The sequence below is a fragment of the Veillonella sp. ZSJB6 genome (genome assembly GCF_051549505.1).
Lineage (GTDB): Bacteria > Bacillota > Negativicutes > Veillonellales > Veillonellaceae > Veillonella.
On record NZ_JBPUGE010000032.1, the window covers coordinates 1 to 288 of the forward strand.

1 protein-coding gene is annotated in these 288 nt (G+C 34.4%); it reads right to left on the minus strand.

Annotation, left to right across the window (positions count from 1 at the left end):
* Positions 1-248, minus strand: a 248-nt coding sequence (locus ACSV5T_RS09780) for a hypothetical protein (protein WP_438320982.1), incomplete at its 3' end; no start/stop codon positions are given.
* Between the last annotated feature and the right edge of the window lie 40 nt (positions 249-288).

The window sequence follows — 288 nt, forward strand, 5'->3', positions numbered from 1 at the left end:
TGTTCTATAAATGCTTGCTGCTGCTTTACATCAGATAGCGTTGTTTTAGGTATCAGATTACCAGCAGGGATTAGTACTGCATTTACATAATCAATATGGTTAGTCTGACAAATAGCAGAATTATTAGCGTAGTAAGAAAGACGATCTGCCTTGTTGTTAGTGTTCGTATAAATAGCACCCATCATAAATGTAAGCTGCTTAATAACATCTGCTTGTTTAGATATAGGAACAGCAGCATACTGCTTCATAGTTTGTAATAATAAATGGATCTTATCTAATTGGTTTGTC